A 25,793-nucleotide genomic window follows, 5' to 3' on the forward strand; every position below is an offset into this window, starting at 1 on the left:
TATTCATATATTATGAAAAATAGGCCAAATTTATTGAATCATTTGTAAGATTGTTAAAACAAACATAAACATAGAGCCCATTATTAAGATTTGCCAAAAAATTTTTTCCATATACGAATTCATTTTGTAATTCAAATTCTCCATTATTATTAATTAAACTATAGAATATATTCTGATTACAACTTGTGTTATAATCTAAACCATTTATAAATTCATAAATAATGCTTTGATTAAGATTAACATTATTATGTTTTATTTTTGGACTAAAATTATCATTAGATATAAAATATGTAATATTATTAATATTTGTAAACAATACTGGGTTTATTATAGAAGGTGTTGTATTTACCGGATTCAAAATTAGATAATATGTGAGCTGGGTTTCTTTATTTATGTAAAAACTCGGTAGAGAATTATAATATAATAAAATATAAGGGAAATATATTAGATAAGATATATTATATGGAGCTTGAAATATTTGGTAATTGGTATATAAATTTCTGTCTACGTTACCTAATGGGGTTACGAACATCAAATAAGGATATCTTATATTAATCATTGAGATTGCTTTATATAAATCAATTATTGGTCTATATGTTTCATTAGATAATATTATATTGTATTTCAAATAATTATAATAGGGTAATGTATATTTAAATTCAGAATAATTATAATTTATTATCTCTTTTAAAATTAATGATAGATTTATATTAAAATTCTGCGTGATTCCTATGTTAGAAAAATAGAAAATAAGTGGACCCGAGATGATAGCACTACCATTAATTTTTCCATTGCCTACATACGTTGCTATATTATTAGCCCCATTTATCAGCGTATTAGTATAATTTAATGTTCCAAAATAATTATCCTCATCACCTATAAATGTTAATATAGGTGCATTATGAAGTATTATTGGCATTGCCATTACTGATGCTGTAAAAGTAATTGTACCTTTTATGTTTGAGCTTAGAATATAAAAAGAGGTGTTATTGGAATAAAAATATAGATATACAAGGGTATATGGAGAGTTATAATAACCTCCTCCATAAAGGTATATCTTTGAATCATTAACATAAATAGTTGAGAGTAATGAAATTCCATTATTATTTAATTCTATAGTTTCTCCATTAATATAGAAGATTAAATTCAAATTATTATTCAAATTCCCACTAACATTAATGTTTATTTCTTTATTAGTTTTAATTGTATAATAATTAATATCAGGGGGATTAATTGCATTAAAATATGTTTCATTATATAATAATTTTGTGTCTTCTTGATGATTAGAAAAACTATTTGATGAATTATTTTTATAGAGAAACATACATGAAAAATAGCCAAAGCTAGGATTTAATAAATTTTTATTTATATTAGGATCATAATATGGATTATAAGGAATTATTGCACCATCACTAGTAACTAATAAAAGGCTTACATTTTGAGAACAATTATAATTTTTTATTAGCTGAACTTCATAATGAGATGTAACAAATTTATTTATGTTATCTATAATTGATCGATTACCATACTTAATTATTAGATAAGATATATTTATTGGATAGTTTACCTCAATTAAAGAATATAAACCACTACTGTTGTATATCATTGAAATCAAAGGGGGATCATAAGTTTCAATAATTTTCTTTTGATACATATTTAATAATTTTGATGAATCGTTTATACTCTTATAATAAAAATTGTATATAATTGCTATAGAAGCTATCACTATGGAAATTACAATAATACTTCCAATAATTTCACTTAAAGACCTTTTCATACTTATCCCATTTTAAATTTAAAAAATAAATAGCACTCTCCTAGATAAAATTTATCTAAATTTCTTAAAACTTATTTATAGTTTTTATCATTTAATAAATAATTAAATTTACATATTAATATGGATAAATATAAATTTTATTACAGATGTTAATTAATGGTGGAAAATTGGATAGAGCATTATATATAATTGAAAACAATAAATATAGTGTTAGCGATTTAGATAGATTAAAAGAAAGATTAATGGATTTAGGATGCCCCCATGGAATCAGAATTTCTATTACACATATAGAAGTGGTTGTTTTTTGCAAAGATAGTAAAATCATTAGAGATAAAATAACAAAAGCTTTGGGTTCAAGAATTATTGATGTCTTTATTGGGGAACCTGAAGTTAAAGAAGGAAAAGAATTAAGTAATTTCATTGATTTCCTTGATAATGAATTATTTTGGTTAGCACACACATTTATGGAAACTCCATGGAAAAATCATAACGATAAAAGATTACAATCCCTAGTATTATATGCAGGAGCATTAGCTAAAGCACAAGAAAATGAATTGAAAGCCTCACTAAATCTGCTTAATATGGCTAAAGACTTTGGAGCAGAGGAATTAATAGATCTAAATTGTGCTAAAAAACAAATTGATCTAATTTTAAAAAATAAAAGAACTAATGCTTCTAGTTGCTTAAACTTAGAAAAAATTAGGGAGTTGTTGAGGAATTAAAAATGAAAATTGGATTAATAATAAATCCAATAGCAGGTATGGGAGGTAGGGTGGGATTAAAAGGAACTGACGGTAATTTGTATCAGAAGGCTTTAAAACTAGGGGCTCAACCCATTTCTATAAATAGGACTTTAGATTTTTTAAATAATCTAAGTTTAGTCAATGAGTTATTCTTTATAGTACCTAATGGAATTATGGGTGAATATGTAATAAAAGAAAGTAAAATAAAAAATTATAAAGTTATACAATGCTCGCAAGATAATTATAACACTAATAGATATGATACAATAAATTGCTCCAAATTAATAGCAAAAGAGGTCAATATATTGGTTTTTTCAGGAGGTGATGGAACAGCTAGAGATATTTATGACTCAATAAAAGATTCAATACCTGTTATAGGCATACCATCTGGAGTGAAAATGTATAGCCCCTTATTTGCTAAAAATCCGAAAGATGCAGCTAAGGTTATTGAATCATATTTTTATGGAAATTCAAATATTACATTAAAGGAAGTACTTGATATAGATGAAGATGAATATAGAAATAATAAGCTTAAAATCAAATTATATGGATATATGAAATCAATCTCATCAGAAGGTATGATTAATGTTGGAAAACAAGCAGTTTATAGTGTAGATGAAGATGAAATAATGGGAATTTCAAACTACATTAAGGAGATAATAAAGCAAGACGTTTTTTATATTGTTGGTCCTGGCTCAACTACGTACAATGTTTTTAAAAATTTAGGGTTGGAAAAGACACTTTTAGGAGTAGATTTAATAAAAAATTATGAAATTATAAAATATGATGCTAATGAAAATGATTTATTAAATTATATTAATAATCAAAGGGTAAAAATAATAGTATCTCCTATAGGAGGGCAAGGTTTTTTATTTGGAAGAGGTAATCAACAAATAAGTCCTAAAATATTAAAGATTGTTGGTAAAGATAATATATTGGTAATATCAACTATTTCTAAGCTCTCATCACTAAAATATCTTTTAGTTGATACAGGTGATGAAAATGCGGATAACATGCTTAAAGGTTATATAAAGGTGATTATAGGGTATAAACAAGAAAAAATTATGAAAATAATCTAACATTTATTTTATTTGAGGCTTAGAAAAAAGTAAACACTCAACTTCTCTACCATTTTCTAGTTCAATTAATTCAGGAGTTTCATATTGATATAATTTTATTGTTACATTTCCATTCTCCTCAATTACATCTTTTATTGACATCAATGGCCTTAAGTTCTCTTTTTCAACGTTTATTATTTCTTTTAATTTATCAGCCTTTGCATTATATACAGCTAATTCTAGCTCATTTCTAACTTCGACTTTGGTATTACTAAATTCAGTAAAATATTTTGTATCTATTAAATAATCTAGGGTTGGCTTTACTTCATCAGCTGTCCAACCACAAACAGGTAAAGCGACTGGACATCTAGGGTGGAACCTGCATCCTTTTGGAGGATTAATTAAGTTTGGCGGATCTCCTTTTAATATAATTCTAGCCTTCACCCTTTTGATTTGAGGAACTGCAGAAATCAAAGCTTGTGTATAAGGATGCTCGGGATTCTTTATAATATCAATCTTATTTCCTTTCTCCATTATTTTCCCTGCATACATGACAAATACTCTATCAGCCATATATGAAATAACTGATATATTATGAGTTATTAATAACATAGCCATGTTATATTTCTTCCTAAGTCCTTTCAGCAATTCTAGTATTTCAGCTTGTATTGAAACATCTAATGCGCTTGTCGGCTCATCTAAGATAACAAGCTTAGGATTTGTTGCTATTCCCCTAGCTAACGCTATTCTTTGCCTCTGTCCCCCACTCAATTCATGAGGATATCTAAAGCTAAATTCTCTGGGCAATTGAACTTCATCTAATAATTCTAGTACTCTTTCTTTTACCTTTTCTCCATTTAGATATCCAGTCTCCACTATTGGTTCGGCTATTATATCTTCAATTTTCATTCTTGGATCTAATGAAGAATATGGATCTTGAAATACTATCCCTACATTTCTTCTAAATGTTTTTAATTCTTTTCCGTGCAATCTCATTATAGAATATTTATTAGCAATTTTTTCAATTGCATTGCGATCATTACTCTTTAGCGCATTATCAAATTCATCTAATTCATCATCTGGAATGTTATATAATATCTCCCCTGAAGTTGGTTCAATTAATCTGATAAGTAATCTACCCAATGTTGACTTTCCTGATCCACTTTCTCCAACAAGACCTACAATTTCTCCTTCTTTTATTTCAATGTTAACATTTTCTACTGCCCTTATTTTTGCATTTTTAACTCCTTTGACATCAAAAAATTTACTTAATTCTCTTGCTGCTATTATCATGGCTTTTCCACCTCATACAAGAAGCAGGCAACAAAATGATCTTCTCCAACCTTTCTTAGATCAGGTCTTTTTTCAGCACATATAGGCATGGCATATGGACACCTATCTCTAAACATGCAACCTTTTGGAGGATTCCTCATATCAGGAACTTCTCCTTTTATGCCTTTTAACTCGTGAGCCTCAATAGTTGGTATTGCCTCCATAAGCATTTGAGTATATGGATGCTTTGGTTGGTCGAAAATGTATTCCTTCCTTCCAACCTCAACGACTTGACCTGCATACATTATTGCTATTCTATCAGAAACCTCTGCTAATACTGATAAATCATGTGAAATGAACATATAAGATGAATTTGTACTTTCTTTTAATTCTTTTATTAACTCTAAAATTTGTGCTTGTATCGTAACATCTAATGCGCTAGTTGGCTCATCTAAGATAACAAGTTCTGGATTATTAATCATTGCTGTAGCAATAACTATTCTTTGCCTCTGTCCCCCACTCAATTCATGAGGATACATATAAACCATTTTATCAGCATTAGGTATTCCTAATAATCCTAAAAATTCTGATGCCTTTTTATAGCCTTCTTTAAACAATTCTCTCTTTACCATCCTTCCTATTATAGGAATCCTAGAAAAGTTAGGTAATTTATTTTCCTTTTCAATTACTTCTAAATATTTCTTAGTAAAAGAATTTATTGGTTCACAGCATAACTTTTCAATTATTTGCTCCTTCTTTAAATCGTGCAAATCTTTTCTTCTCCAAATCGATGCAACTTGATCTTCTAATCCTAGAATATTTCTATTTTTCAAATAATCTTTAAATGCTTCATTAATACCATTTTCTTTAAGTATCTTAATTATATTTTTCATATCTTCTTTAGTTGCTCTATGCCTTGATAACCTTCTACTAGCTAATAAACCAGGGTTATGATAATATAAAACTTCTGCTATTTGATAACCAACTTGCAATAAAGGATTCAATGTTGTCATAGGTTCTTGAAATACCATTGATAATTTTTGACCTCTTACATTGGACATTTCTTCATTAACTTTTTTAAGAACATCTGCATTTTTAGCAGGTTTAAATTTCTTGGCTTTTTTATAGTATTCATTTAATGGCTTCAAATAATCTTTTCCATCAACTAATATTCTTCCATCAACGACTGCAGCATTTCTTGGGATTAATCCCATTATTGCCCTTCCCAGCGTTGATTTACCACAACCACTTTCTCCTGCAACTCCTAATACTTCTCCCTTTCTTATTTCTAAGTTAACTCCATTTAATGCCTTGTATACCCCTCTTCTAGTATAGTAATGCAAATGAAAGTTCTCTACCTTAACAATTGGTGCAAGATTGCTTGATAAGCTATTGGACTCCATACTAAAGCTCACTCCTCCTTCTTGGATCTATAACGTCTCTAAATCCATCCCCCATTAAGTTTACTGCTAGAGCAAATAAAACAATAAATAAACCTGGAATTATCATTGCCCAAGGTGCTGTTTGTATATATTCATAGCCAAGACTCGTTAAATACCCTAATTCAGGTAAGTTTGCAGCAGGTAAAAATCCTATAAATGCTAAGGCAGATATCGTTAGCATAATTGTACCTAAATCCAAAGATATTTGGACGAAAACTGGAGGTAATGAGTTAGGTAATATGTGTTTAAACATTATCTTAAAATTGCTTGTGCCTGAAGCCCTTGCTGCTTCAATAAACGTTAATTCTTTAGTCTGCAATGTAACACTCCTCGCATATCTTGCATATAAAGGCCACCAAACTAATATTAAAGCTATCATCATACTATTAAGGGTTCTGCCTAAAACATATCCTATTGCTATAGCCAATACTAAATAAGGTATACTAAATACTATGTCAGTTATCCTCATTAATACCTCATCAACCCAGCCCCCAAAATATGTAGCTATTATCCCTATAACTAAGCCTATTATTGCCCCAGGTATGACTATTTCTAATGATAACCAAAAATCAAGTCTTATTGATTTTATAACGGCTCTAAGTAAATCTATTCCCGGATATGTTGTTCCAAATGGATGCTTCCATGAAGGAGCTTGTGGAATTGGATTAGCATAATTTGGAGTTAATAAATAGGGATGTTTGAAGGGCATAATTTGAGGGAAGAATTGCAAAATTAATGCATCAAAGAAATAAAATAGAAAAATTATTAAACCAGCTACTGCAGCTTTATTTGAGAAAAACACTTGAAGTGAAAGCCTTAATTCCCTCCACCTATCAGGTTTTACTTCATTTTTATTACTCATTTTCTTTTTCACACCTCAATACCTTATTCTTGGATCTATTTTTGCATAAATCAAATCAAGTATGAGACTTGTTACAACCAAGATTATTCCAAATAATAAAGTACCTCCCATAATACCTCCCATATCATTATTTATCATGGCATCAGTTAACCACATTCCAATACCGGGATAAGAAAATACATCTTCTATTACAACAACTCCTCCTAACAAGCCTGCGACCAAATAACCAAAGTTTGTTATAACAGGCAATAGGGCATTATTTTTAGCATAAAGATTTATTACTACTTTTTCCGGAACACCTTTTGCTCTTGCAAAATTTACGAAGTCTTGATCTAGCGTTTCAAGCATTGTACCTCTCATTAATCTTACTAAAGCTGCCATAACTCCTAGAGCTAGCGTAAGGGAAGGCATAATTAAATGTAAAAATGCATTTCCAGCAACAACAAAGTCTCCATGTATTAATGCATCTATTAATAAAACATGAGTTGGATAAGATATTCCGTTTTTATACCATGATAAACCAGCGACCAGAGAAGGATTGACTGTTCCACTTATTGGCAAAATCTTAAGCCAAACTGCGAATATGATTATTAAGACAATACCAATAAGATACCAAGGCATAGCATAGAATGTAAGGCTTGCTACTCTTATAGTATTATCAGAAGGTTTATCCCTATTTACTGCTGTATGCACACCTAATGGTATTGAAATAAACCATATCAATATAGCAGCAACTATAGTTAGCATTAGGGTATTTGGGAAAAATATTTCTATAGCTTGAGTTACTGGACCACTAAAGATGGGGGTATTTGTGATTCCCCAATTACCCTCAAATATTTGTCCTAACCAATAAAAATATTGTATATAAATAGGATCATTAAAGTGAAATTTTTGATCTAGCTCAGCTATTATTTGTTGCCTAGCAGCTCCAGTTAACCTAGGACTTAAATACATAGCAAGAAGCTTATTTGTTCCTCCTATGTGAATCAAAACAAAGACTATTATTGTCAATCCTAACAATGTTGGTATAAATAACAATACTCTTCTTAAAACATACTGCCAAAGTTTAATATCCCATCCCCCCACACAAGATTAAACACTCTCTGGGGTTTATAAAGAAATACAAAAAAAATAAACATATCGTTTAGATTTAAAAATATAAATTAGTATATGTATTTATCCTTTAACCCACCAGTAATATAGAGAATCTGCTGCTCCTCCTATCATTGGGTTCTCTTCATAGCTTATCTGATTATTAAATCCGTGCATATATGGTTTAATTACCCAATATGCATTTGGCATTTGCGTGTATACATAGAAATACAAATTAATTGCTATTTGTTCAGCTTGTTTATAAAGTTGTGCTGCTTCTGTTGTGTTACCTACTAAAGCTGCATTATCAGCCATTATTATTAAATTATTTAATTCAGCATATTCATTAGACTCATTAGCATATAATTGTGCTAAGAATGTATTTCCTTGTGAAGCATAATATTTGCTTAGATTAGCAAAATATGATACATTCCATCCATTTGGTCCAGGATAGGTACCTCCTGTTTCGTACATAGCATTAACAAAGTCGCTTGCTAATGGATAATCAGCTATCCAACCTAGATAGTATATTGGCATTGGATTTTCTCCTGGAACCTCATATGATATTATAGTTGAGAATGGTACATATAAGGGAACAGCATTTATGTTTGGATCCATATCATGCAATGCTTGTGCCCACATTGATGCTGCCGTGAAATCAACTGTATCACCACTTGATACAATTATTGGGAAGTATACTGATATGTTATAATATCCAGATTCTTCCATTAATTGTTTTGCATATGTTAAGTTAAATGTTGGGCAACCTGTTAGCTCTGTTGGTGGAATGTAATATGGTAAACCAGGTATTATAACTCCACAATAGGGACTTGCAAAGTCAAAGTGATATTTAACATTACCTACTATATCATTTAGGTATTGTGTATAGTTAAATGCATATGCAAATGCCTCTCTAACCAATGGGTTTGCGAAGTAATATGATGGAATATGATAAGATGGGTTTAGGCTATGTAATGCTGATTGTGATATGTTATCGACAAACGTGAAGAAAAATTCTGATAACGTTGGGAATTCATATAATGATGCCTGTCCTTTGCTTTCTAATTGCTCAACTAAGGGTATATAGTTAGATGGTAAACCAGTTACTATATCAGCTTGTCCAGATGCAAACATTTCATATGCAGTGTTTGGATCTTTAACCCAATATATTATAACAGTATCATTTGGTTTTGGTATGTATGAAATATTTGTAGGCCAATATGGATTTGGTGATAAAACAACGCTTTCTCCAGGGGTATAAGATTTGATCATGTATGGTCCAGATGATATTGGGTTCCATTGTACTTGTGTATTATAATTACCTTCATTTGCTTGTTGTTGATATGAATAAAATCCAGCTGGCGTGAAATTAATTCCTGCCCCTATTTGTTCTAACCATTTAGCATCCAATATACCAGCACCTAATGGATCAGCTAATGCAGTAAATAAGAATTGTGGAGCTGTTGGTTTATATAGATGGAAAGTTACTGTATTTGTTTGATTATTATAAGTTATTGCATTCATTATTTCTTCAAATCCTTGTGTATCATTTGGTGCAGTTATAACAAAAGTAAATGGTGTATAATTTGGTATAAGGTACTGTGTTAATATCCAACCTGGTGTACCTGGTGATCCTCCTGAGAATAACATATCTCTTATCAATGAATACCATACATCATATGCTGTTAATGGATCTCCATTAGAGAAATACAAACCAGGTCTTATTTTAAATGTATATTCAGTATAGTTGGAGTTTATGCCACCATTCTGTTGTGTTGGTATGTATTCAGCTGCGACTGGAATGAATGAAGTAGTTGAAGAACCATTGTATACAAGTAACGTTGCAAATATATTTGATATAACCTCAAAACCTACAGATTCATAGTCTATATCTGGATCAAAGCTGTATGGACCTCCTGGAACATTTTCTGAAACAATTATAGAACCTGGGTTAGGTACTTGCAAGTTTGATGAATATATTGCAAATGGTGAAGTAGATGATGATACTGCAATAGTTTGATATGTTGTATAGTTATATGTTTTCCCAGATGAAACGTTTTTAGTTATTACTGTTAATGATACAGCATATAATCCTGGTGAAGAATAAGTTACATTAACTGGGTTTTCTTCAGGTAATAATGTTGTTTGGTTTGCCATAACAGTCATTGTTTGACCATTACCAAAGTTCCATACATATTCATATATTGTCATGTTTTGACCAGATGGTGGTTGCAAAAATCCTCCTGATAAATAAACTGTTTCACCTGTTGAGAAAATTGGTGCTGTTGGATTTCTTGTTATGTTAAATGTAATTGTTGGAACTGTAACTAAATCTGATAGGCTTGATGGTACATTTGGTGCTACTGTTATTTCTATTAAATTACTTAATGAAGATCCTATTAATGAACCGCTTTGATATACATTATAATAAACTAAATAATGACCTGGATAATTATAGGTTATATTAACGTATTGTGATGTTGTGTTTATTATTTTCCCATTACCTGCATAGAATAATGCATATCTATTGCTTGATGGGGTAAATGATGATAATACAAAGTTAATTGGTGTTCCTGCTACTGATGCATATGTTGATGTTGCAACTGGACTTAATGTTGAAAATGTTGTTGGAGTTGTTGAGGTTATGGATGTAGTTGTTGTTGTAGTTGTTGAGGTAGTTGTGGTTGTAGTTATAGGCTTTTTAGTTGCATAATATGCTGCTACTCCTCCAACGATTATTACCACGATAATTACGATTATTATTCCATATAACGCGCCTTTAGACAAGGATCTATCTTTCCTACTCAATATTCTCCCACCTTGCTATGTAGTTTATGCTAAAACACACTTATATAAATTAATGATAGGCAAAAAATAGCATATAAAATAAACTAGATTACTAATTTATCAGTGTTTTATTTTACATTAATTAAATCCCACAAATTCAAACTCCGCATTACGATATAATAAAGAATTTTTCTTATTTTTAATTAATTAAAAATTTATATTAAAACTACATATTAGGAAGTCCCTTAATTACTATTTTCTTGTCTAGCGTAATATAACCCCATGGCATTGCCTCGGTATTATATATTCCATATACATTTTTCTTATAATCTATTCCTATAATTCCAACTACATCCTTTCCAAAACCTTTGTTTATATATTCAATAACATTGTTCATCGATTCCATTAAATTACCATTTATCTCATAAATTTCAGAAACCTTATATGAAAGGAGAGTAGTCATTATAACTTCTCCAATACCTGTTGCAGCTACTGCAATTTTTTTATTTGCATAATATCCAGCTCCAAAGATTGGGCTATCTCCTACCCTACCAGGTAATTTTAAGCTTACCCCTCCAGTACTAACTCCTGCTGAAAGGCAACCATCCTTATCAATCGCAACTGAACCAACAGTATCATAGCCAATTTGTTTTGCAGCGTTTATCCTTTCTAAAACAAAATTCTCAACATTTGGATTATTTTTTAATTTGTTCCATAAATAAATAGAATTCTTTGAAGGACCTGGGTGTTTTTCAAGATTAATTTTTTTAGCTAGTTTATCTGCGTATTGCCCGGCTATGAGTAAATGAGGAGTTTTTTCTAAAACAAATCTGGCCAATTTAATTGGATTTTTTGGATAGGTTACTGCTGCAACTGCTCCTGCTTTTAACGAATTCCCATTAACAATTCCCGCATCCATTGTTACATTACCAACATAATCTAAAGTACTGCCTAGTCCAGCATTTAATATTCCTGAGTTTTCCATAACTTCTATAGCACTTGTAACCATATCCAAACAATTTCCATTTTTATATGAATTATAACCTGCTTCTAATGATTCTTTCAAAATATCAACTATTTGATTTATATCTTCAACATTCTTCCATGTACCTGCACCTGCATGAACTACAATTATTGGCTCCGACATGAAATTCACCTTTTTAAATTTGTATTAATCAATTTATTAAATTTATTGTTAACCTTTTTGTTGCATTCAATTTTATTTGACTCTCTATCTCAAAAGGAATCATCTAAATAGATCATTGTTTTCAATTGATTTTTACCTTATATATAAATAAGGTTCAAAACTTAAGAACTCTCTAAATCTCTTAAGAGAACATAACTAAGTAACAAAAAACGATTAAAAGTATAATTATCCCTCACACTTTACTATCTTATCTTTGCTCAACGAAGTCTTATTAGAATTAAAGAAGGGAAAGAGATTTTAAACTTTTTGAATTAATCTATGAGGTCTTAAAAAGGTAGGATTTCAATTTGATTTTATGAAATTAATTCGTATGGACCCGCCGGGATTTGAACCCGGGACCTCCGGCTCCGAAGGCCGATGCTCTGATCCTGGCTGAGCTACGGGTCCAATTTAATAATAGCACAATTTGTTATTAATGCTTTTTAATTTAATTTGTCTTTTTAAATTTGGGATTAATAATGGGTGAAGATTTAGAAAAAATTAAAAATAAAATCAAAGAGACTTTAAAATTAAATAAATATGAAACAAATGCATATTTTACATTGTTAAAACTTGGAAAATCGAGACCAACTGATATAGCAAAAAATTCCAACATACCAATTCAAAGAATATATGATGTGCTGAAAAGCTTGGAAAAAAAGGGATTAATAACGACAAAGGATCAAATATATTATGAAATTCTAGAACCCTCATTATCTTTTCAAACAATTGCCCAAAATTTAATAGCTGATGCAAATATTAAAGCAAGGGAAATAGAAAACATAGGCCAATTCTTGTCAGGTATTACAACTATTAAGACGATTGATGAAATAAAAATAATATATGGAGTTAAGGAAACCATAGGAAATACAATAACATACGTCAAAAATTGTAATGAAAAACCATATTTTATGGTTTATAAAGTTCTTGATAAACTGCTTGATCTTTGGCCATTATTATATGAAATAATTTCAACAACCAAAAATGGAGCTTATCTTCTACTTCCTTATGATGCAAAAATCGGTGAAAAATATATTGAAGAATCGAAAAAACATAACTTTGAAATAATTAAGAGCAGGGCAGTATTTATGGACCTTTATGTAGGATGCAAAACAGTTATAATTGGATTACCTAGCAAAATTTATGAAGTTATAAGCATTGTTATAAATAACGAAGAATTTTCAAATGCACTTAAAGAAAGAATGAGAGAAATAATTAACAAATTTTAATTAAAAAACTTATTTATTCTCTAGTTATAATAGAAAATTGTGAAAAAATATGTCATTTTGGGAGTGGAGAAGAAGATCTCAACCAAGATGGGCAAAGGCATGGAGACATAGAGGATGGCTACGCCCAATGATAATTTCTTTGCTATACAAAAAACCCTTAAATGGAGTGGAGCTAATGAATGAAATAGAATTATTGACCAATGGAATTTGGAGGCCCTCCCCAGGTAGTTTATATCCTATAATAAATGAGCTTATTAGCGAAGGGTTAGTTTTTAAAAATCAGTATGGAAAATATGAATTAACAAATGAAGGCAAAGAATTTGCAAAAGCTACCTTAACTGCTTTCTATTTATCACCAGATCCAAATTATATAATTGATAGAATTACAGATTTACTAAACTTTCTTGAAAGCTTAGAAAAAGAAAATAGGGAAATAATCAAATCTAATAAAGATAAATTAATCTCAATTAAAAATAAAATTGAAAATATATTAAGATATACAGATAGTTCTTAGCTTTATTTTGAAATAGATAATCTCTGAGCAATTATAAAAATGTTTTATAGACATATAATTTAAAACTTGAAAATACTATTAAATGCCAGCAAAGCCTTTACCTTTATTATATGATTGAGGATTAATATAGTAAGGTTGAAATGCATTATTATCTTGAATATAATTTTGTTGTGAAAATAATCTATTATATTCTCTCCTAACATCATCATTTACTAGATGCAAATAAAGTTGTGTAATTTTTATATCGCTATGTCCTAGCAATCTTTGCAATGCAGGTAAACTCATACCTCTTCTTAACGCTTCAGTAGCAAAAGTATGTCTTATTATGTGAGGCCTAACTTTTCTTGGATCTAATCCTGCTCTTACAGCTAAACTCTTTAATCTCTTATAAACGGCTTGATAAGTTAAATCTATGATATTCTTTCTCTTGTTTCCATATAGATTATATGCCTCTATTAAAGCCTGTCTACTTAAAGGACCTATGAAAACTATTCTTTCTTTATTATATTTACCTATAACCCTAATTTGACCTGTATCTAAATTTATATCATCCCAAGTTAAATTCAAAAGTTCTCTAACTCTTAGACCTGTTTCGGATAATATTGAAACTATTAGCAAATCATCTAAATCCCTAACAGATGAAATTAATTTTGTTACTTCTTCCCAAGTTAATGCTTCGCTAAATGTTTGCCTCCTTAATGACATTATTGGCAATTCTTGATCAGTTCCAATCCAGTTTAGGAATCTTCTAACAAAAATGGAATAATAATGTATAGTTGCTTCATAATTTCTCTTAGTTCTCTTAGACATATTTTTCTTTAAATAATTAATCCAATTAGCGTAAATATCATAATTAATTTCGTCAATTCTTTTATTTTCTCCTATAAAATTAATAAAATTTTGTATTGCAACTTTATAGGATTTTATAGTTAATGGAGAAGCTCCAGAAACTTCCATGCTTTTTATGAATAAATTAAATGCTTCTTTAATGCTAGATATGTTAGATTTTATTTTAGGTAAATCAATTTTTGACAATCTTTACCCCTTTATTATATATTTCTTTAGAAATTCTAAACAAAACAAGATAGTAATACACTTTTCTTATTTGTTTTAAGTTTTAATCATCTAATATTTGCTTTCCCCTCTCTAATCAAGATAAAACATGCATAAATTCATTTCTATACATAAATACAAAATTTAGAAGAGGTTAAGTAGAGCTTTTTGCTAATTTAACTCTAATACGCTGTATCAAGCACATACCTAAAATAAAAAAGGATAATATTTTATTCATCCCATCAGAGGCTTTCATTTTGTTGCAAAAGATTTCCCCTGTCTCAGTGTAGATAAAAATTTTAATTAAAAACTTACATATAAAAAATGACAAAATTTTAATTGTGAAGAAAATGATTAATATAAAATGCCCATATTGTGGATCTCATAGATTAGCGTGGAGCAATGAAACAGGATACCTAGTATGCCAAAATTGTGGTGCAGTTTTGCAATCTCTTATCGATGATAATGCATATCATATTGATAAAAGCGCAAAAGATAACAAAACAAATTATTTTAGGATTTATCATAGTAGTGAAAATTCCATAGATAAAAAATTGGAAAAATCTATAAAAAAAGGTAAATTCTTTGAAGTAGATCTAACGGGTAAAGTTCATATATCATCAATTATTGATAAAAAATTGGAAAAATTAAAAAATTCAGATAAATTTAAACTCTCTTATGAAATTTTAAAAAATTATCCTATCTTAAAATCTAGAACTAAAAGAAATCAATATGCAATTGCATTATATGCATTATATAGATCATATGGTTATTCAATAGAAAAATCTATTATGTTAGTTTCAAAAGAGTTGGGTGTATCTAAATTATCATTAAAAAGTATAATTAGAAAAAACAAGAATATAATAAATAAATATGAGATTGAGGTTAGAAGAAGTTTTTTAAATAAAAAATGAGATTGAAATACTTAATAAGTTAAGAAAAACCTAATAAATAGGAAGGAAATTGAAAGAAACTATTATGGATCCAGCGGAAATAGTGAAGGAAATTCAAATACCATTATATGATGAAATAATGGAGAAAATTAAATCTAGGTACTCAAAAAAAGGAGGTAAACAATATGAAAAAGAAATAAAATCAATAGAGCTCATTTATAATATAATAAATTCAAAAACTGAATCAATAGTTGAATTAGAAAAAATGTTGAAAAAGCTACATAATTTTTATTGGGGACTAATTGAGGCAAACTATGATAAGAAAAAAATTTTTGAATCAATTGAATGTATCAAAAAATCTAGATTTTTTGTAAGAAAATTTTGGGTTGATTATAGAAACAAAATTTTAGCATCGGATACCCCTAAAGAAATGAGAATGCTTTCTAGAGAAGCTAGGGGTAGAATGATTTCTTCGATAAAAAAATGCAGTAAATCATTAGAATATCTTAGAAATCTTGTTATAACTATCATGTCATTTCCTGGTCTTGATCCTTCTAGAAAAACGCTTATTATCGCAGGTCCTCCAAATGCAGGAAAATCAACAATAGTATCATCAATTACAAATGCAAACACCAAGGTAGCCTCATATCCATTTACAACAAAAGAAATCATTATTGGTCATTTAGAATATGACAAAAATAACGTAATCCAAATAGTTGATACTCCAGGACTTTTAGATAGAAGCATTAATGAAATGAATGAAATTGAGAAAAAAGCAATAAGTGCGCTTACTCATCTAGATGGTATTATAATTTTTATCTTAGATCCTTCTAAAGATGCGTACATGCCCCTTGAGGAACAATTTAATATTATAAATAACATAAAAAAATTAATTATAAATAAAAAAATTATATTAATTATAAATAAAATAGATCTGCTAAATGATAATGAATTAAAAGCATTAGATCATTTATTAAATGAATACCTTGAAAAATTAAACATAAAAGAATTCTATAAAATAAGTGCATTAGATAAAAAAATTTTATTAAATACTATTAATAATATAGTTAAATCCAGCCTCTTAGTTTCATAGCTCTAACTACTTTATCTACTGCAATGCCGTAGGCAGCCATCCTTAAATTATATTTCTCATGGTCTAATTTGTTTTCCCAGAAATTCCAAATCATATCTAGATTGTTTTCCATCTTTTGTATTAATCTGTTTCTTGCTTCATCTTCTGTTATCCATCCACCCATTCTATTGTTTACCCATTCAATGTGACTCATAATTACTCCTCCACTATTGGCTAGAGTATCCGGAACTATTACTACTCCCTTCTTTGTTAAGTATTCCTCTGCTTCAGGCGCAGTTGGACCATTAGCTCCTTCAACAATTAATTTTGCCTTTATTTTTGATACATTCTCTTCTGTTATAACATTTTCAATTGCAGCTGGAACTAATATATCTACATTAAGTTGCAAGAGTTCTTCATTGCTTATCTTTTTCTCATAATTTGGATAGTCTGTAACAAACATGCTTCCTTTCTTGCTAATTGTTGCCTTTATTTCATCAGCATCGAATCCCTTGCTGCTATAAATTCCTCCCTTAACGTCTGAAATAGCTATAACTTTAGCTCCCATTTCATTTAAAAACTTAGCTGTATAAAAACCAACATTACCAAATCCTTGAACTGCTACAGTTCTTCCTTCAATTGATCCAAATATTTTCTTAGCTGCCTGTTTAGCAACAGTTGCAACCCCCAAACCTGTTGAGAAAATCCTTGTTTGTAATCCTCCCAATTCCAATGGCTTACCGGTAACCACACCAAATAATTGAGCATCGTTTCTATTTGAGTACTCATCAACAAACCAGGCCATAGTTTGTGGATTTGTATTTACATCTGGTGCAGGCACATCCAAATCAACACCAACAAACTTGCTTATGCCAGCGAAATACTTTCTTGATAGTGTTTCAAGTTCTCTTGGACTTAGTTGGAATGGATCTACTTGTATTCCACCTTTAGCCCCTCCATATGGTATATCTGCTAGAGAGTTTTTCCATGTCATCCACATTGCTAGTGCCATTACTTCGCTAAGATTTGTTTCTGGATGATATCTAACCCCTCCCTTATAGGGGCCTAGAGCACTATTGTGTTGAACTCTCCATCCAGTAAATATTTTTAATTTTCCATCATCCATCTTTACTGGTATTTTAACTTGAACTATTCTTTCTGGGGTTGACAACATTTCATAAATTTCATCACTATAACCAAGAATATCTACAGCGCTTCTAAGCTGCTTCTTTGCCTCTAAATAAGGGTCCTTACTCGTTGCCATACTTATCACCCTATTACAATAATAGTCCTCGATACTATAAAAATATTTTCAACATTAAATTAATAAAGTCTAAATTGTGTATTTTATGTAGATGAATTTAATGATTATGGGAAAAAGATGGGTATATTAAGGTTTTATATACACATAACCACTATTAACAAGATCTATTATTTTAACTATTCCAGATTCAACTAAATTTAGACCTTCTACTAAATCATTATAAGGGATTCCTAAGGATCTTAATGATATATTACAAACATTAAATTTAACCCCTGATCCTAGGAGTTCATTTATTGTCTCATAAGTATATTTATCCATGTTACCCTTCATGAAATTAATTATCCCCCTATCAGTTATAATAACCTCAACCTTAATTTCTGATCCTTTTAATGAATCAATTAAATTATAAATGCTTGAAAATAGGTTCTTTAAAGTTTCTTGACTATCTTCATTTATATGAAATACTGCCTTAACTTCCTTCATAGAATTCCCTGATAAAATTTTGTGAATAAGAATATAAAAGTTTTAATATCAAATTTATAAAATCCTTGAAAACTTAGTTATTAACCTGGCTTTATTTTTGGTAATATAAACCATATCTTCAATTCTAACTCCATACAAGCCTGGATAATATATCCCGGGTTCAACTGTTACAATCATTCCTGGTTCTAATATTTCTTTAGAGTTTGGCCTTAAATATGGGGCTTCATGAATTTCAACACCTACTCCATGACCTAAGCCATGATTGAAATATCTTGTAATATTTTCTCTATCAAAGACAAGCCTCGCAGCTTTATCAGGCTCCCACGCCTCAACACCAGGCTTTATAGAATCTATAGCCTCTGATTGTGCTTCAGCAACAGTTTCAATTAATTTTTTATATTCTTTACCTCCTTCGCCAAACCATAGAGATCTTGTCATATCGCTTAAATACCCGTTCATATTTGCTCCAAAATCTATAAGAACAGGCCCTGGTTTTTGCAATCTAACATTACCAGGATTATAGTGAGGTAATGCTGTATTTTCATAAAATCCAACTATTGTTGGAAATGCCTCACCCCAAGCATTTTGATTCATAAGGGATGAATAAAATACTGCTTCTACTTCGTTTTCCGAAGGATTAGATTCTAATACATTTAATGCATCCCTTAATGCTTTTTCAGAGGCATTAATAGAATTTGTTATGAATTCAACTTCCCAATCATCTTTAATTTCTCTTATTTTTATAATATCATTACTTAAGTCCTGAATTTTTAATTGTTCATTTAAATAATTTCCTATAGTATAATTTGCCCATTGCAAATCAGCTGCTATCTTATTTCCACATTGAGAAGATATGAGCTTTATTGCATCAATTAAACCCCCTTCCACTAAATCTGATTTGGGAATTGGAGGTTCTGTTCCTTTTTCTCCTGGTCTATAAAATGCCTTTAATGAAATATCTTTTGGAGCTCTACTAAGCATTCTGAAATAATCTAGAGTTGATGTAAGCAGATAATCAGGACACTTATTTGATAATATTAATACTTCTGTAGGATCCCTTATACCTGTTGAATAAATTATGTTTTCCTTCCCAGTTAATATAAGGACATCCAAATTATATTTATCTAAAAGAGATTTCAACTTTTCTTTGTTTTTATCCCATCTACCTTCCAAACAAAACACCTTATACTATTCTAATTCTGTTAACCTTTTTATTTTGCCAACTATATTTTCTTATCCTTTTACTTTTACCAAAACCACATGCTGCACAATAGCCCTTTGATACATTAAATGCTCTTCTTCCGCATCTCCTGCATACTATATGTGTTTTACCTTTGCTATGCAATCCCATTGAAGGTGTTCCTTTTGTCATAATTCATCACCCTGCTGGACTTACTGCTATTACATTATCTCCTCTGAGAAGAACCAAACCCAATGGTCTTGAAACTTTTCCTTCGAGTTCTTCTGCCTTTTCTAAAATTAAATTTAAATGCTGATCATAACTTGTTAATATTCCCTTTACTTCTCTATTCCCTTTCATTTTAACTAATACGCTTGAATTCAAGTAATCTGCCATTGCCTTAAACGTATTTGCTTGTAAATGCGAGTTCTCTGACATGATTTTCCCTCCTGAGTATTCAGAGCTGTTAGATTATTTAAAATCTTTGCTTTTTTATGACAATTAACAAAATTTTTAGCTATGAATAAGAATTTATAGCTTAAAATAGATATTATTAAATGACCCCTATGACTGCCGCTAGCTATTGCAGAGCAAAATGCTATGATGATCAACGGGTCTGCGAGGGGTGTATAGGAGATTAAAGTTGTGAATTGATCTATAAAAAATTGATTTTATTATTAATATATAAATTAAATAAAAATGAATTTTAATGTCGTACTTTAAGTGTTTTACTTCAATTAGATATATTATGGAACATTGATTTTAGTCTTTAGCTTAGAAAATACCAATAAACTAAAATACAAGATAAAGCTAAATTTATTCTTTTTTATATTAATTATAGGGTTAAAACGGCATGTCGGAAAAGATAAAAATAAGCAAAAGGCATTTATTGTCAAAAAAGGAAATTAAAGAGGTTAGAGATCAGATATTAAAAGAATATCCAAACTTACCCATGGAATGGGATAAAGTAGAGATAGCAGTTTATCAAGACATTAGTTTTTATTTGGATAACAACTTCCCATGCATAGTTAAAAAAGGTGATCTTATATTTCCAACGTTATTATGCTTATTGAAAAGAGACAATTCATGGATGAATGGGGTAATAATAGATAGAGGTGCAACCAATGCTGTATCAAGAGGAGCAGACTTAATGCTTCCCGGAATTAAAGGTGTAAGAGGTGAATTTAAAGAGAAATCAATAATTGCTGCATATGATCAAGACAAGGGAGTTCCAGTAATGATAGGAAGGTCCTTATATAATAGCAAAGAGATTTCTGACCTCATAAAACAAAAGGCCAAAGGTAAAGCTATAGAAAATTTGCATTATTCAGGAGATCTTATTTGGAAAATTTCCGTTTCTCTTTAAATCTTTCTTAAGCATAAATAATATTTAGTATTCTCTTTTAGCCCTAATGGGGGCTCGAATTGAAATATTATTCCCCATAAAGATAGTATAGTTATTCTTGATTCTTCTTCAGGTTTTACCAAATATCCATGACCACAGAAGTCATATATGTCTAAGTTTTCTGGTTTATTTTCGTCTATAACTATTTGTATTTTATCTTTTTCAGAAATTTTTATCATATCTTGAACTAAATCAAAATATATTTGAGTATTGCCATTACTAGCATTAACTATTTTAGCGCCTTGCAACTTTGATTGGATTATTTCTTTAACCTCTGCTTCTATATTAATCATAATTCTTCCCCATACTTAAATGAAATATAAATCTATAAAAATATTATGTGTTTAAACACTTATATCATATATCAATTTCTACAAAACCTTCATTATTAATTCTTACTTTATATGTTTTTAATGGAGTTTTTGAATCAGATTTGAATTCGCAAGGAACCTCAGGTTTTATTTGTGGAGGGGCTACCATCTCTCCAGTTATTACGTTAAATTTAGCCCCATGTAGGGGACATGCTGCTATATTATCAGTTACATCAGTTAATAAACCGCATCCCATATGAGAGCAGATGGCATCCATACCATACAATGAATTATTATATTTTACTATTAATATTGGCTTGTCCTCAACCATTACAACTGCAGAATTCCTTCTTTCAAATACTTTCCCTATTACAGAAATCTTTCTAAACACCACCTTATATCACCATCTTGCTATATATATTTGGAATATATATCTTTTTACGCTAAAATTCATTAAAATGAAGTTATTTTAACCCCATTTTTTCCTTAAATGCTATATACCTTTCTTTTAAGTACTCATTATTAATAATATCCTTAATATGATCCCATGGAAACGGTTCGCTTCTTCCTTTTAACGCTATATCAGATAAACCATTTTTTAAAGCATTCCTATATGAAGATCTATTACCTCCCTCGATAGCCATTTGTATCAAATATTTTAAAACGTCCCTATCTGACAATGATATTGATGCTTGTACTAATGCTAATAAAGGGTCATAAGTTGTAAAGTCATCATAATTAGAATTTCTTTTTAAATAATTTATTTTTATTTTCATTGCGTTTTCATCGCTCATAGGTAACCATTGTAGTGGTGTTCTAGGTTTTATAATTAAAGGGTTAACGCTTAGATGTATTTTTTTAACCCCTAATTTTTTTATTTTATATGTTAAATCGATTATGCTTTTTAAATCATCATTAGTTTCTCCAGGTATTGAGGTAATAAAATATGCCTTAATATTCAAATTAAATTTAGATGCATATTTAGATACTTTTATTATATCTTCATCTTTTATTTCCTTCCCCAATGCAAACCTTACCCTTTCAGAACTTTCTGGGGCAATTGTAAGAGATTGTTGTCCTAATTTTGCGATTAACTCTATAGATTCTTCATCTAATAATTCAGCTCTTAATGAAGGTAAGGAAATATTTAATTTTCTTTCATTTATATTTTTTAAAATATTTTTAAATTCTGGATGGGAATTAACAGTTAGTCCAATTAATGAAATCCTATCGTTATACCTTTTGTTTAATTCCTCAACCTCATTAATAATATCATCAGATTTTTTATATCTTACAGGTCTTGATATGTAACTTTCCATGCAAAATAAACAATTAAATGGACAACCTCTCATTACCTCGACTGCTAATGTAAAAGTAGTTTCATTAGTAAGTATCCTTTTAGTTAAGGAATCAAAATAATTTGAAAATGCAACTCTTACTTCATGTTTCCCTAAAGAAGGAACATATAATCCATAGCCTGCATCTATGTTTCCACCATAAATAATATCAATTATCCTTTCCCAAACTGCTTCCAAATCACCTATTACTTCAATATCTGCTAATTCTGCTAAAGGTTCTGGATTAGCTGTAATTGTAGGTCCTCCAATTATAATTTTTGGTTTATTTCTTTTACTCGAGTAAATTTCTATATTGCTTCCAATTAATGCCTTAACTATATTTATATAATCTAGTTCATAATGCACAGGAATAAAGATATAATCAAAGTCTTTTAAAGGCATTCCGTTTTCAAAGCTTCTCATTGGTATTGGTTTACCTGTTAAACTAGGCATATAGAACCTTTGTAAATAAATATCATCAAGTTGGTTAAGTAAAAAATATAATTTATGAAAAACCAATGATGACATTGCAACACTATATATGGATGGATAAAATAGTGCAACCTTTATCATATTCTTATTATATTTTTTATTAATCAATTCTTTTTCTATTATTTTATCTGGCATGCGATCACAACTTGTTTCTGTATCCTGCTAAAACATAATAGAAAGAGAAGTTTTATAGTTAAAATGATCCATATATTTCTTCTCTAACATCTGGATCAACATATGCTCCTAAGAAAACTCTATAACCATTTTTTAGAAAAATTTTAGCCTCATCTCCAAAAACCCTCGTTTTCATTTCAGGAATCCAATAAAATTCATTTGATTTTATGTTTACTTCTTCAAAGAAACTACACGTATCATCATCAACAGTCAATTTACCAAGCTTTATACATAAACCAATAAATGGGTATTGTACATGTGGTCTCCAGTTAACGCATCTATTACAAATTTTCTTGTCCATTTTAATCTCCTTGTTTATTCATACGCATAAAAATTTATACATTTTAAAAAAACTTATAATTAATGGGATAATGAAGCTTTTATTTTCATTTCGTAATTAAATTTCCTTACCTGATACCATGCTATAACCATGAGTATACCAGGTATAACAAATAATATAGAAAATATACCTACAATGATTTCAATTATGCCGATAGCTAATGCTGGTCCAATAGCTTTTTCTGGCAAATTATGATATAATGGTAAATATACAAAAGGTATGCTAACTAAACCTAATATTAAAAATATAATACCATAGCCATATAATACATTAGCGGCTAATCTTATTATATCAGTACCAGTTAAATTTAATGAAGAAAGTTGACCATAAGTTTTTGTTATATTAGAAAAAATACTTGCTGGAAGAGTGCTTAATGAATAACCTGCATAAAGAACTATTAAGGAAAATAATATTGCTAACGCAATTGAAGCTATAACCAGTCCTTTACCAGGTACTTTTTCATTTACATTTTGCATATATTCCACCACATTAATCATTAAATTTGAACATTTATAAGTTCATAAACAAATAATTAAAAAATTTTTAACAAATTAGATATTAATGATAAAAGCCCTAAGCCTTGAAATCTAAATCCTAAAATAAACTTTAATTAAATTTTTAGTCATAAAAATGTATCATTAATTCATTGTTAACCGGGGAGTTAACAATTAGTAATAAGGTCACGGACCCGGGGGGATTTGAACCCCCGACCTTCGGCTCCGCAGGCCGACGCCCTAATCCTGGCTAGGCTACGGGCCCTCAATAATTAAAATCAACAAAAAAGATTATAAACAAATTATCAATTTGTTAAAAAATCTCTTTTCCGGAACTAATAATTTTGGCGGCATCTAAAGCAAAATAAGTAATTATCATATCTGCCCCAGCTCTTCTTATTGATATAAGGGATTCTATTATAGATTGGGTTTCATCAATTAACCCTAGCTTGATAGCAGATCTAATCATAGCATATTCTCCGCTAACATTGTATGCTGCTAATGGAACCTCAGGATAATATTCCTTTACTAAACGGATAACATCTAAATATAATATGGCAGGTTTAACCATTATTATATCTGCTCCTTCATCTAAATCAAGCCTTACCTCTTTTAATGCCTCTTTAGCATTTCTTGGATCCATTTGATAGCTTTTCCTATTACCAAATCTAGGAGCAGAGTCCACAGCTTGCCTAAATGGGCCATACATGGCACTTGCATATTTAACTGAATAGGCCATTATACCAACGTCATTAAATCCTGCGTCATCTAATGCTTCTCTTATTGCTTTAACCTGACCATCCATCATACCAGAGGGTGAAATGAAGTCAGAACCAGATTGGGCTTGTGATACTGCTATTTTTTGATAAACCTTTAAAGTGGAATCATTATCAATAACATCACCTTTCCTTGAATTTAATGGAATACCACAATGGCCATGAGAGGTATATTCACATATGCATAAATCAGTAAAAATTAGTGGATCCCAACCAATTTCTTTTCTTATATTCCTTATCGCAACCTGAACTGGTCCATCAGGCGCATATGCTCTTATGCCATCTTCATTCTTTATTTTTGGGATGCCAAAAATTAAAAATGAACGTATACCAAGATCCAATGCTTCGCTAATAAAATTAACAAGATTGCTTGAGTCAGAAGGATATGTTAATTGACCCTCTAAGCCAGGAGTTTCGATAGGCTTTTCTATTGCTTCGCTAACAAAAACTGGTAATATTAGTTTTGATATATCCAACGAAGTTTCTGATATCAAATCTCTAAGATATTTTGACGATCTTAATCTCCTAGGTCTAATTCTAGGGAATGATCCCAAATT

At 29.8% G+C, this 25,793-nt stretch carries 26 protein-coding genes and 2 tRNA genes; 7 read left to right on the forward strand and 21 right to left on the reverse strand.

Going from position 1 to position 25,793, the window contains the following annotated elements:
• Positions 1-10: 10 nt before the first annotated feature.
• Positions 11-1,777, reverse strand: coding sequence for a hypothetical protein (locus tag CALAG_RS01660; protein ID WP_015232016.1), 1,767 nt, complete (start codon positions 1,775-1,777; stop codon positions 11-13).
• Between the two features lie 167 nt (positions 1,778-1,944).
• On the opposite strand from CALAG_RS01660, the gene CALAG_RS01665 reads away from it, so the two are divergent.
• Together CALAG_RS01665 and CALAG_RS01670 are read left to right on the forward strand one after the other, a co-directional pair.
• Entirely contained in the window at positions 1,945-2,499 is a 555-nt protein-coding gene (locus tag CALAG_RS01665; protein ID WP_015232017.1) for a DUF309 domain-containing protein, read from the forward strand.
• Positions 2,500-2,501: 2 nt separating this feature from the next.
• A complete protein-coding gene (locus CALAG_RS01670; RefSeq protein ID WP_015232018.1) occupies positions 2,502-3,599 on the forward strand; it encodes an ATP-NAD kinase family protein in 1,098 nt (365 codons plus the stop codon).
• A 3-nt stretch (positions 3,600-3,602) separates the two neighbouring features.
• Here CALAG_RS01670 and CALAG_RS01675 read toward each other — a convergent pair whose 3' ends face one another.
• From CALAG_RS01675 to CALAG_RS01705, 7 genes are all read right to left on the reverse strand, one after another.
• Positions 3,603-4,871 (reverse strand): ABC transporter ATP-binding protein, encoded by a 1,269-nt coding sequence (locus CALAG_RS01675; protein ID WP_015232019.1) that lies wholly within the window; start codon positions 4,869-4,871, stop codon positions 3,603-3,605.
• Positions 4,868-6,253, reverse strand: coding sequence for an ABC transporter ATP-binding protein (locus CALAG_RS01680; RefSeq protein WP_048816672.1), 1,386 nt, complete (start codon positions 6,251-6,253; stop codon positions 4,868-4,870). Before CALAG_RS01680 ends, CALAG_RS01675 begins: the two co-directional genes overlap by 4 nt.
• Before the next feature lies 1 nt (position 6,254).
• Positions 6,255-7,154 (reverse strand): ABC transporter permease, encoded by a 900-nt coding sequence (locus CALAG_RS01685; protein ID WP_048816673.1) that lies wholly within the window; start codon positions 7,152-7,154, stop codon positions 6,255-6,257.
• 15 nt (positions 7,155-7,169) lie between these two features.
• The gene (locus CALAG_RS01690) at positions 7,170-8,192 is read right to left on the reverse strand and encodes an ABC transporter permease (protein ID WP_245529248.1); all 1,023 of its coding nucleotides are present in this window, start codon (positions 8,190-8,192) and stop codon (positions 7,170-7,172) included.
• Between the two features lie 138 nt (positions 8,193-8,330).
• A complete protein-coding gene (locus CALAG_RS01695) occupies positions 8,331-11,054 on the reverse strand; it encodes an ABC transporter substrate-binding protein (protein WP_015232023.1) in 2,724 nt (907 codons plus the stop codon).
• A gap of 205 nt (positions 11,055-11,259) precedes the next feature.
• Positions 11,260-12,180, reverse strand: a complete 921-nt coding sequence (locus CALAG_RS01700; protein ID WP_015232024.1) for an isoaspartyl peptidase/L-asparaginase — start codon at positions 12,178-12,180, stop codon at positions 11,260-11,262.
• Positions 12,181-12,551: 371 nt separating this feature from the next.
• Positions 12,552-12,627: transfer RNA gene (locus CALAG_RS01705), tRNA-Arg, on the reverse strand.
• Between the two features lie 71 nt (positions 12,628-12,698).
• On the opposite strand from CALAG_RS01705, the gene CALAG_RS01710 reads away from it, so the two are divergent.
• Both CALAG_RS01710 and CALAG_RS01715 read left to right on the forward strand, forming a co-directional pair.
• Positions 12,699-13,448: a TrmB family transcriptional regulator gene (locus CALAG_RS01710; protein ID WP_015232025.1), complete on the forward strand. Its 750-nt coding sequence runs from the start codon at positions 12,699-12,701 to the stop codon at positions 13,446-13,448.
• A 49-nt stretch (positions 13,449-13,497) separates the two neighbouring features.
• Positions 13,498-13,962, forward strand: a complete 465-nt coding sequence (locus CALAG_RS01715) for a PadR family transcriptional regulator (protein WP_015232026.1) — start codon at positions 13,498-13,500, stop codon at positions 13,960-13,962.
• Positions 13,963-14,040: 78 nt separating this feature from the next.
• On the opposite strand, the gene xerA is transcribed toward CALAG_RS01715, so the two are convergent.
• Positions 14,041-14,997 (reverse strand): site-specific tyrosine recombinase/integron integrase, encoded by a 957-nt coding sequence (gene xerA / locus CALAG_RS01720; RefSeq protein ID WP_015232027.1) that lies wholly within the window; start codon positions 14,995-14,997, stop codon positions 14,041-14,043.
• Between the two features lie 368 nt (positions 14,998-15,365).
• Between xerA and CALAG_RS01725 the strand changes: the two genes are divergently transcribed.
• Positions 15,366-15,929 carry a TFIIB-type zinc ribbon-containing protein gene (locus CALAG_RS01725; protein WP_048816674.1) on the forward strand — a complete coding sequence of 188 codons (564 nt, stop codon included), beginning with the start codon at positions 15,366-15,368 and terminating at the stop codon, positions 15,927-15,929.
• A 49-nt stretch (positions 15,930-15,978) separates the two neighbouring features.
• The gene (locus tag CALAG_RS01730; protein WP_015232029.1) at positions 15,979-17,001 is read left to right on the forward strand and encodes a GTPase; all 1,023 of its coding nucleotides are present in this window, start codon (positions 15,979-15,981) and stop codon (positions 16,999-17,001) included.
• On the opposite strand, the gene CALAG_RS01735 is transcribed toward CALAG_RS01730, so the two are convergent.
• From CALAG_RS01735 to CALAG_RS01755, 5 genes are all read right to left on the reverse strand, one after another.
• Entirely contained in the window at positions 16,976-18,244 is a 1,269-nt protein-coding gene (locus CALAG_RS01735) for a Glu/Leu/Phe/Val family dehydrogenase (RefSeq protein WP_015232030.1), read from the reverse strand. The two genes, CALAG_RS01730 and CALAG_RS01735, sit on opposite strands and share 26 nt — an antisense overlap.
• Before the next feature lie 126 nt (positions 18,245-18,370).
• Positions 18,371-18,727 (reverse strand): DsrE family protein, encoded by a 357-nt coding sequence (locus CALAG_RS01740; protein ID WP_015232031.1) that lies wholly within the window; start codon positions 18,725-18,727, stop codon positions 18,371-18,373.
• Positions 18,728-18,781: 54 nt separating this feature from the next.
• A complete protein-coding gene (locus CALAG_RS01745; protein WP_245529249.1) occupies positions 18,782-19,909 on the reverse strand; it encodes a M24 family metallopeptidase in 1,128 nt (375 codons plus the stop codon).
• Between the two features lies 1 nt (position 19,910).
• Positions 19,911-20,099, reverse strand: coding sequence for a 50S ribosomal protein L37e (locus CALAG_RS01750; RefSeq protein WP_015232033.1), 189 nt, complete (start codon positions 20,097-20,099; stop codon positions 19,911-19,913).
• Positions 20,100-20,105: 6 nt separating this feature from the next.
• On the reverse strand, positions 20,106-20,345 hold the full coding sequence (locus tag CALAG_RS01755) for an LSm family protein (protein ID WP_015232034.1): 240 nt from the start codon (positions 20,343-20,345) through the stop codon (positions 20,106-20,108).
• Between the two features lie 415 nt (positions 20,346-20,760).
• Between CALAG_RS01755 and CALAG_RS01760 the strand changes: the two genes are divergently transcribed.
• Positions 20,761-21,273 carry a DUF1947 domain-containing protein gene (locus tag CALAG_RS01760; RefSeq protein ID WP_015232035.1) on the forward strand — a complete coding sequence of 171 codons (513 nt, stop codon included), beginning with the start codon at positions 20,761-20,763 and terminating at the stop codon, positions 21,271-21,273.
• Here CALAG_RS01760 and CALAG_RS01765 read toward each other — a convergent pair.
• From CALAG_RS01765 to hemB, 7 genes are all read right to left on the reverse strand, one after another.
• A complete protein-coding gene (locus CALAG_RS01765) occupies positions 21,270-21,605 on the reverse strand; it encodes a DNA-directed RNA polymerase subunit G (RefSeq protein WP_015232036.1) in 336 nt (111 codons plus the stop codon). The genes CALAG_RS01760 and CALAG_RS01765 overlap by 4 nt on opposite strands.
• 64 nt (positions 21,606-21,669) lie before the next feature.
• On the reverse strand, positions 21,670-22,017 hold the full coding sequence (locus CALAG_RS01770; RefSeq protein WP_015232037.1) for a Rieske (2Fe-2S) protein: 348 nt from the start codon (positions 22,015-22,017) through the stop codon (positions 21,670-21,672).
• A 70-nt stretch (positions 22,018-22,087) separates the two neighbouring features.
• Entirely contained in the window at positions 22,088-23,587 is a 1,500-nt protein-coding gene (locus tag CALAG_RS01775; RefSeq protein WP_015232038.1) for a B12-binding domain-containing radical SAM protein, read from the reverse strand.
• A 58-nt stretch (positions 23,588-23,645) separates the two neighbouring features.
• Positions 23,646-23,927 carry a hypothetical protein gene (locus CALAG_RS01780; protein WP_015232039.1) on the reverse strand — a complete coding sequence of 94 codons (282 nt, stop codon included), beginning with the start codon at positions 23,925-23,927 and terminating at the stop codon, positions 23,646-23,648.
• A 59-nt stretch (positions 23,928-23,986) separates the two neighbouring features.
• Positions 23,987-24,442, reverse strand: a complete 456-nt coding sequence (locus CALAG_RS01785) for a hypothetical protein (protein WP_015232040.1) — start codon at positions 24,440-24,442, stop codon at positions 23,987-23,989.
• A gap of 207 nt (positions 24,443-24,649) precedes the next feature.
• Positions 24,650-24,725 (reverse strand) — tRNA-Arg (locus CALAG_RS01790).
• Between the two features lie 48 nt (positions 24,726-24,773).
• Entirely contained in the window at positions 24,774-25,790 is a 1,017-nt protein-coding gene (gene hemB / locus CALAG_RS01795) for a porphobilinogen synthase (protein WP_015232041.1), read from the reverse strand.
• Positions 25,791-25,793 lie beyond the last annotated feature (3 nt).

Origin of the sequence: Caldisphaera lagunensis DSM 15908 (assembly GCF_000317795.1) — an archaeon.
Taxonomy (GTDB): Archaea; Thermoproteota; Thermoprotei_A; order Sulfolobales; family Acidilobaceae; genus Caldisphaera; species Caldisphaera lagunensis.

Excerpts from the sequence above, each read along its gene's own strand:
- CALAG_RS01660 (WP_015232016.1), bottom strand. The coding sequence starts at position 1,777 with ATGAAAAGGTCTTTAAGTGAAATTATTGGAAGTATTATTGTAATTTCC.
- CALAG_RS01670 (WP_015232018.1), top strand. The coding sequence starts at position 2,502 with ATGAAAATTGGATTAATAATAAATCCAATAGCAGGTATGGGAGGTAGG.
- CALAG_RS01675 (WP_015232019.1), bottom strand. The coding sequence starts at position 4,871 with ATGATAATAGCAGCAAGAGAATTAAGTAAATTTTTTGATGTCAAAGGA.
- CALAG_RS01680 (WP_048816672.1), bottom strand. The coding sequence starts at position 6,253 with ATGGAGTCCAATAGCTTATCAAGCAATCTTGCACCAATTGTTAAGGTA.
- CALAG_RS01685 (WP_048816673.1), bottom strand. The coding sequence starts at position 7,154 with ATGAGTAATAAAAATGAAGTAAAACCTGATAGGTGGAGGGAATTAAGG.
- CALAG_RS01700 (WP_015232024.1), bottom strand. The coding sequence starts at position 12,180 with ATGTCGGAGCCAATAATTGTAGTTCATGCAGGTGCAGGTACATGGAAG.
- CALAG_RS01710 (WP_015232025.1), top strand. The coding sequence starts at position 12,699 with ATGGGTGAAGATTTAGAAAAAATTAAAAATAAAATCAAAGAGACTTTA.
- CALAG_RS01715 (WP_015232026.1), top strand. The coding sequence starts at position 13,498 with ATGTCATTTTGGGAGTGGAGAAGAAGATCTCAACCAAGATGGGCAAAG.
- CALAG_RS01725 (WP_048816674.1), top strand. The coding sequence starts at position 15,366 with ATGATTAATATAAAATGCCCATATTGTGGATCTCATAGATTAGCGTGG.
- CALAG_RS01735 (WP_015232030.1), bottom strand. The coding sequence starts at position 18,244 with ATGGCAACGAGTAAGGACCCTTATTTAGAGGCAAAGAAGCAGCTTAGA.
- CALAG_RS01740 (WP_015232031.1), bottom strand. The coding sequence starts at position 18,727 with ATGAAGGAAGTTAAGGCAGTATTTCATATAAATGAAGATAGTCAAGAA.
- CALAG_RS01750 (WP_015232033.1), bottom strand. The coding sequence starts at position 20,099 with ATGACAAAAGGAACACCTTCAATGGGATTGCATAGCAAAGGTAAAACA.
- CALAG_RS01755 (WP_015232034.1), bottom strand. The coding sequence starts at position 20,345 with ATGTCAGAGAACTCGCATTTACAAGCAAATACGTTTAAGGCAATGGCA.
- CALAG_RS01760 (WP_015232035.1), top strand. The coding sequence starts at position 20,761 with ATGTCGGAAAAGATAAAAATAAGCAAAAGGCATTTATTGTCAAAAAAG.
- CALAG_RS01765 (WP_015232036.1), bottom strand. The coding sequence starts at position 21,605 with ATGATTAATATAGAAGCAGAGGTTAAAGAAATAATCCAATCAAAGTTG.
- CALAG_RS01775 (WP_015232038.1), bottom strand. The coding sequence starts at position 23,587 with ATGCCAGATAAAATAATAGAAAAAGAATTGATTAATAAAAAATATAAT.
- CALAG_RS01780 (WP_015232039.1), bottom strand. The coding sequence starts at position 23,927 with ATGGACAAGAAAATTTGTAATAGATGCGTTAACTGGAGACCACATGTA.
- CALAG_RS01785 (WP_015232040.1), bottom strand. The coding sequence starts at position 24,442 with ATGCAAAATGTAAATGAAAAAGTACCTGGTAAAGGACTGGTTATAGCT.